Genomic DNA, 5371 nt, shown 5'->3' on the forward strand with positions numbered 1-5371 from the left:
GGGTAGGAGGTTTCGTGGAGCGCGTCGGTCAGGCAGCTGGGATCTCCGTCCGCTCGGTCGTCGCCAGCTTGGTGAGGGCGTTGTGCGCGTCGTGCTTGAAGTGTGAGAGCGTCTGGCCGGTCGGCTGCGTGAGGATCAGGCCCTCCAGCGTCTGATCCGGCACGTTCATCAGCGAGCCGATCATGGCCTCGGTGCGCTCGTAGAGCGGCTGTATCGCCTCCGAGTTTGCGCGGTAGCCACTGGCGGTGAGCGCCGCGTCGAACTTGTCTTGGTAAGCCCGGAATGCGCCCTCGGGTATGCCGGGTCCTGGACCCTTTCCACAGGCCGCCTCCGCCTGCTCGTAGAGCACATGGACCCTAGCCCACTCGACATCGGCCTCGTCCAGCAACGGCAGCAGCGTCGGCGCGAAGTCGATCAGGAAGCGATCCGGCGACGTGGTGCCGGGCTCGGCTTCAAAGTCCGGGAGAGGCTGAGCGCGCAGAGCCTCGACGGCATCCCCGATCGCGCGAACCATGCCGGACAGGTCGATCGCGGCATCAGGGGCGTGATCCTCGTCGACGTAGTGCTGGGCATGTCGCAGCAGCGCTAGCAGTTCGGCCGATGAAGCGGGCGGTGCTGCAAAGAGGCTGTTCCACGTTGCCGTCACGAGGTCGTCCGCAGCGTCACGCTCAGCTTCAGCGGCGGCCACGGCCTCTGCTGATAGATCGCGTCCGTGCTGCCGCCGCCATGCCGGGTCGGCCGGCAGAACGCTGTCGGTCCAACGGTTCCGCGCGAGCCGGTGCTGTGCAATCCGCGAGAGGACCGAAGCTTCGGTTGCAGCGGCGGAAATGGCGGCGGTGACGGTCCCGGGCATCGAAGTCGGATAGGCGCTGCGGGAGAAGCGCGAGAGCCCGGCTTTCAGGCCGGCGGCGCGCTGGCGCAGGGTCGGGCGGTCGGGCTGCTGCCGGCGGAACGGGTTGAGCGAGGACATAGGGAAGCCTCCAGGGATCACGGGATCAGGGGACGGAGGCGCGACGGGCTGCCCGCCGCGTCGGGCGGGTCAGAGCAGGGAAGCGAGGCCGGTCAGGACGATCCCGCCGCCGATGATGGCGACCGCGGCCAGCAGCTCGCCGGCCACGTCGAGGAAGCGCAGGGAGCGGCTGTGCGCGGTATCGGGCCGGACCGGGGCGACGGCCTGCCAGGGCTCGATGGTGCCGGGCTGGGTTTCGTCGGGCAGGTTGCGGTAGCGGCGATCCAGCGGGATCTGACGGCGGCCGGTGCGGGCGCTGGTGCTGCGAACCGGGACGGGCTGGCTGAAATTTGGGATGCGGGCATAGGACATCGTTCGCGCTCCTGGTGGGGCTCGTGGCGGTGGGTCGGGGAGATGAAGGGGTGCGGGCGCCGATCAGGCCGGCGCGGGCACCGTTCAGTCAGGGGAGGTGTGGGCCTTCGCTGCCGAGGCGGTCAGCGGCAATGCTTCAAGGAGTGCCACCAGATCCGAGCGGAGGATGACTGTGCTTGCGCCCAGCTTTCGCGCGGGCAAGGCGCCATCGGCAATCATCTGGTAAATCGTGGACTTGCTCACGCCGAGCACGGTGGCAGCATCTTTCGGACGATAGGCGAGCGGCCGGGGAGCCTGCGTATCCGGACGGGCCGCTCGGGTCGGCTCTGCTTCCGGTTCTGATCTGACGGCCATCACTGTGCCTTTCAGTGCGCGGCCATGTGGCGGGCCAGCTTGGCGGCGCGCCACGCGGCGGTGAGGCAGACTGACATGGCCTCTCCCCAGGTGCAGCCGAACCGCTCCTGATGGGCGCGGGCGGCCTTGGCGGCAGCCGACATGATGGCAGCGCGATCGAACTGGCCGGCCTTGAACAAGGGGCGCCGGGTGGTGCGCACCGTCAGGTCGATGCGGGCCTTGGCCGAGAGGAGGCCTGCTGGCGCCTTAGTGCGGTCAGCGCGAACGTCACGGAGGGCGGCATTCCAGGAAATTGACCGGTTGGACATGGCGTCAGCGCCTTGCTCAATTCCTCAATGTTGGTATCCTGTCACAAGCATGATTGGTACGCAAGAGCGTTATTGTGACCGTATCACAATTTTCGATAACCGGGTCACAAGCGCGGATGGCGCGGGCGGGGTTGCGTCTGAGTGTTCGGCAGATTGCCGAGGCCGCGAATGTCTCCCCGAACACAGTTACTCGTGCTGAGGCAGATTTGCCCGTCAACACGTCGACGCTGGCCGTGCTGCGTCAGGCCCTTGAGGCCAAGGGGGCTCGGTTCGGCTCAGATGGCAGCGTCATCGCCAATGCCATTGATCCAGAGGACGATAGCGTCGCAGGCGAGCCGCAGGCGTGATCCCGGCTTTCAACCTCTCGCGCGTCCTGCCGCCCTTCATCGGGGCGAGCGCAACCGATCGTGACGGTCTGTCGCCGTTCGAGACAACGCTAGAGGAGGTGATCAACCGGTTCGCCACGAGCGACGAACGGGCCCGGATCCTTGAAGGTCTCTTGGCCTACCGTGGAGCCCTCCAACAGGCCGGCATCGTGAACGGCTTCCAATGGATTGCCGGTAGCTTCTGTGAGGACGTAGAGACCATTCGTGGCCGATCACCCGGCGATATCGATGTTGTCACATTCGCATATCGCCCAGTTCCAGACGATCAATGGCCTGCGTATTTTTACTTACATCAGCAATTGTTCAATCCTGCTTGGACCAAGCAGCACTTTAAATCAGACGCCTATTATATCGATCTCGACAAAGATGCGGACCTAATTGCTGAGGACGCGACGTACTGGTGCAGTTTATTCTCACATCAACGAAATAGTCATCTGTGGAAAGGTATGCTAAAAATCCCGCTTGCGTCGGACGATGCCGCTGCACGGGCACTGCTGTGAGGGCAGGTCATGGCTAAGCGACTGGAACTTGAAACGCTTCGCGCAGATCTCGCCGCCGTCACCGGTCTGCTGGGCCGCCGCACGCCCGAGCGCGACCCCGTCGGCTACTTTCAGTTCAATCAGCGCCGCGAATTGCTGGAGCAGCAGATCCGCGAGCTAGGAGACGTTGAGGAGTCCCTGGCAGAGATCGGCCTGTTCTTCGCCGGACGCCCGGTTATCGGATCTCGCGGCATTACCGCCGACTTCAGCACCAAGGCCCTCAGCAGCTTCCAATCTGTCGTCTCTACGCGCTACGCCGCCGACAGCGGGCCGGTGGGCCGCGCCGGACGCCTGCGCCATCGCGATCGGTCGCAGCTCATCATCAAGGATGTCGTCCGTGGCTCGTTCGGCTTCGTCTTAGAAGAGGCAGAGAGCGAGGCCGAGGAGGCGCCCAGCCTCAAACCAGCCCTCGATGCTGCGGTAGACATCATCTACAGCGCAGCCAAGGGCGGGCAGGACGAATTCAATGAGGCTACCGACGCGCAGGACCCGAAGGTGCTGGACTCGGTTAAATCGTTCTTCGCATTCCTCGACGAGCAGGGCGCATCGGTCCGCGTCGTAGAAGGCGAGCGCGACTTCACCATCAGCCGCGATGAGGTCACGCGCGCTCGCACCCGCACTGCTCAACTCGACTTTCTTGAGAACAACCAGAATTTCATCGGCATTCTGTATCTGTTGCCGGATGCGCGCCGGTTCGAGTTGCACGATCAGCGCGGCCAGCCCGCGAAAAAAGGCCCGATCTCGCGAGAATGCTTCGACACGCTGGCGACGCCCGAGGGCTCGGTTCGCGAAGGCATCGCCGGCAGCCTGCAGCTGGCGACGCTGAAGGTTCGCCGAACCACGATGCGCAATGGCGAAGAGCGGTTCTCCTACACGCTGGTGGCGACCCGACCGGTCGGGACGGACGATCAGCAAGTACCAGCCGACGCTGGGCGACGGGCTTAAGGACACACCCCTAAGCCCAATCAGATCAATAGGTTGCGTCGAAAACCGGGCTTGGAGGAAATCACCCCCTTTTCGGCCCGGTCGGCAGTGTCAGTCCGTCCAATCCCAGCCATTACCGACCGCCACTCCGAACCGAGAGCAGATTTCACAGCTTTCGACGGCATCGATAAACTTGTCCGCTCCGTCTTTTAACTGTCTCCATCAGCTTCTCGACACATTGGCAGACCTCGAAGCGCTCAGCGGGAGGTCCGATGCCACGTCGATCACTTTTGACGGACGAAGAGCGTCACCAAAGAACCTTGGAGAAGCAGCGCCGGTGGCGGGAAAAGAACCGCGAGGAGGCGAACGCCAGAGCGCGAGTTGCCCGAGAAGCGAAACGCCGGGACGCTGGGGTTAAGCCGCGGCCAAAGGGGGAGCGGACCCCAGACGGTAAGCGCACCCGCCGTGAGATCACGCCCGAGATGCGGAAACGCTATCTCGCCAACACGAAGCACAGCCCGGAGGCGATAGCCCGGGGCAAGGCATACCGGGCAGCTTGGAACAAGCGCTGGAGACAGGCCCACCGCGAGGAATATGCCGCCTATCATCGCCGCTGGCGGGCAGCCAAGGGCGAGGCTTACCTTGCCTATAACCGACGTCGAGTGTCGAAGTCGCACGCAGCGCGCCATGCTCAGCTAGTCGCGGAACGCGGGGCGTTCGAGGCGCCAACGGCGCCGGCGATGTTGGCTGATCCCAAAGCCCTTTATGCCGAGATCAAGAGGCACCTCCCCGCCAACTTCACCGGCACCATGCGGGAGGACGTGATCGGCGAGGCGCTGGTGCACTGCTTCGAAGGCTTGAGCGTCGAGAAGGCTGTGAAGCTCGCTCGGCTGAAGGTCGGCCGCGACTTCCGAGAAGGCAACTTCCAAAACATCCCCATCGAGAAGGCAACTTGGCTTTAAGCCTCCTGCATTTCCGAGAATGGCGTTGGGGCCGGGATCCGATCCCGAGAGCGGAAAGGGGCGTAGCGGCGGGACGACATGCCGCCGGTACTCGTGAGCCGACCTGACCGACGCTGCCCTAGTTAAAGATCTCACCGATTGAGATCTCAGCCATGTGGTACCTCTACGCCTTCGTACTGCTGGCTGGCGTCGCCAATGCCATCCAGGCAGGGCAGAACGGTGCTCTCTCAAAGGGATTGGACGAGTCTCTGACCGCCGGCCTCGTCGTGGTCGCCGGCACCGCGACGTGCATTCTCGTCGTCGGCCTTCTCTCAGGCAAGCTCGCCTGGCCGACGGCGGCTCAGGCTGCGGCGATGCCGTGGTGGGCGTGGCTCGGCGGGATCCTCGGCGGCTGCATCATCCTCGCTCAGTTCCTCGTAGCCCGTCAGATCGGAGCCGCCCCATTCCTCGGCCTCCTCGTCACGGCCGGCGTGGTGACCTCGATCGTGCTGGACAACTTTGGCTGGGTTGGCTTCGAACGACATCCTGCCAGCGTCTGGCGGATCCTGGGTGGCTTACTCATGGTGGCCGGGGTGGC

9 protein-coding genes are annotated in these 5371 nt (G+C 64.3%); 5 read left to right on the forward strand and 4 right to left on the reverse strand.

Translation table 11 applies throughout. The annotated features are described in order from the left end of the window. Positions 1–28: 28 nt before the first annotated feature. The 4 genes from MKK82_RS17905 to MKK82_RS17920 all read right to left on the reverse strand — a co-directional run bounded on the left by MKK82_RS17905 (position 29) and on the right by MKK82_RS17920 (position 1983). The gene (locus tag MKK82_RS17905) at positions 29–970 is read right to left on the reverse strand and encodes a hypothetical protein (RefSeq protein WP_243986390.1); all 942 of its coding nucleotides are present in this window, start codon (positions 968–970) and stop codon (positions 29–31) included. A 69-nt stretch (positions 971–1039) separates the two neighbouring features. Continuing rightward, a complete protein-coding gene (locus MKK82_RS17910) occupies positions 1040–1321 on the reverse strand; it encodes a hypothetical protein (RefSeq protein WP_243986391.1) in 282 nt (93 codons plus the stop codon). An 84-nt stretch (positions 1322–1405) separates the two neighbouring features. Next, positions 1406–1675 (reverse strand): helix-turn-helix domain-containing protein, encoded by a 270-nt coding sequence (locus MKK82_RS17915; RefSeq protein ID WP_243986392.1) that lies wholly within the window; start codon positions 1673–1675, stop codon positions 1406–1408. Positions 1676–1686: 11 nt separating this feature from the next. Next, a complete protein-coding gene (locus MKK82_RS17920) occupies positions 1687–1983 on the reverse strand; it encodes a hypothetical protein (protein WP_243986394.1) in 297 nt (98 codons plus the stop codon). 74 nt (positions 1984–2057) lie between these two features. On the opposite strand from MKK82_RS17920, the gene MKK82_RS17925 reads away from it, so the two are divergent. From MKK82_RS17925 to MKK82_RS17945, 5 genes are all read left to right on the forward strand, one after another. Next, on the forward strand, positions 2058–2330 hold the full coding sequence (locus MKK82_RS17925; protein ID WP_243986396.1) for a hypothetical protein: 273 nt from the start codon (positions 2058–2060) through the stop codon (positions 2328–2330). Further along, entirely contained in the window at positions 2327–2869 is a 543-nt protein-coding gene (locus tag MKK82_RS17930; protein WP_243986401.1) for a DUF6932 family protein, read from the forward strand. Before MKK82_RS17925 ends, MKK82_RS17930 begins: the two co-directional genes overlap by 4 nt. 9 nt (positions 2870–2878) lie before the next feature. After that, positions 2879–3853, forward strand: a complete 975-nt coding sequence (locus MKK82_RS17935) for a hypothetical protein (protein ID WP_243986402.1) — start codon at positions 2879–2881, stop codon at positions 3851–3853. A 461-nt stretch (positions 3854–4314) separates the two neighbouring features. Further along, positions 4315–4794 (forward strand): hypothetical protein, encoded by a 480-nt coding sequence (locus MKK82_RS17940; RefSeq protein WP_243986403.1) that lies wholly within the window; start codon positions 4315–4317, stop codon positions 4792–4794. Positions 4795–4946: 152 nt separating this feature from the next. Next, positions 4947–5371, forward strand: a 425-nt coding sequence (locus MKK82_RS17945) for a DMT family transporter (RefSeq protein WP_243986404.1), incomplete at its 3' end; no start/stop codon positions are given.

The sequence above is a fragment of the Methylobacterium sp. E-046 genome (assembly GCF_022829625.1).
Taxonomy (GTDB): domain Bacteria; phylum Pseudomonadota; class Alphaproteobacteria; order Rhizobiales; family Beijerinckiaceae; genus Methylobacterium; species Methylobacterium longum.

What these genes read in the sequence shown, in the direction of transcription:
- MKK82_RS17905 (WP_243986390.1), bottom strand. Translation starts at nt 970, where the DNA reads ATGTCCTCGCTCAACCCGTTCCGCCGGCAGCAGCCCGACCGCCCGACC.
- MKK82_RS17910 (WP_243986391.1), bottom strand. Translation starts at nt 1,321, where the DNA reads ATGTCCTATGCCCGCATCCCAAATTTCAGCCAGCCCGTCCCGGTTCGC.
- MKK82_RS17915 (WP_243986392.1), bottom strand. Translation starts at nt 1,675, where the DNA reads ATGGCCGTCAGATCAGAACCGGAAGCAGAGCCGACCCGAGCGGCCCGT.
- MKK82_RS17920 (WP_243986394.1), bottom strand. Translation starts at nt 1,983, where the DNA reads ATGTCCAACCGGTCAATTTCCTGGAATGCCGCCCTCCGTGACGTTCGC.
- MKK82_RS17935 (WP_243986402.1), top strand. Translation starts at nt 2,879, where the DNA reads ATGGCTAAGCGACTGGAACTTGAAACGCTTCGCGCAGATCTCGCCGCC.
- MKK82_RS17940 (WP_243986403.1), top strand. Translation starts at nt 4,315, where the DNA reads ATGCGGAAACGCTATCTCGCCAACACGAAGCACAGCCCGGAGGCGATA.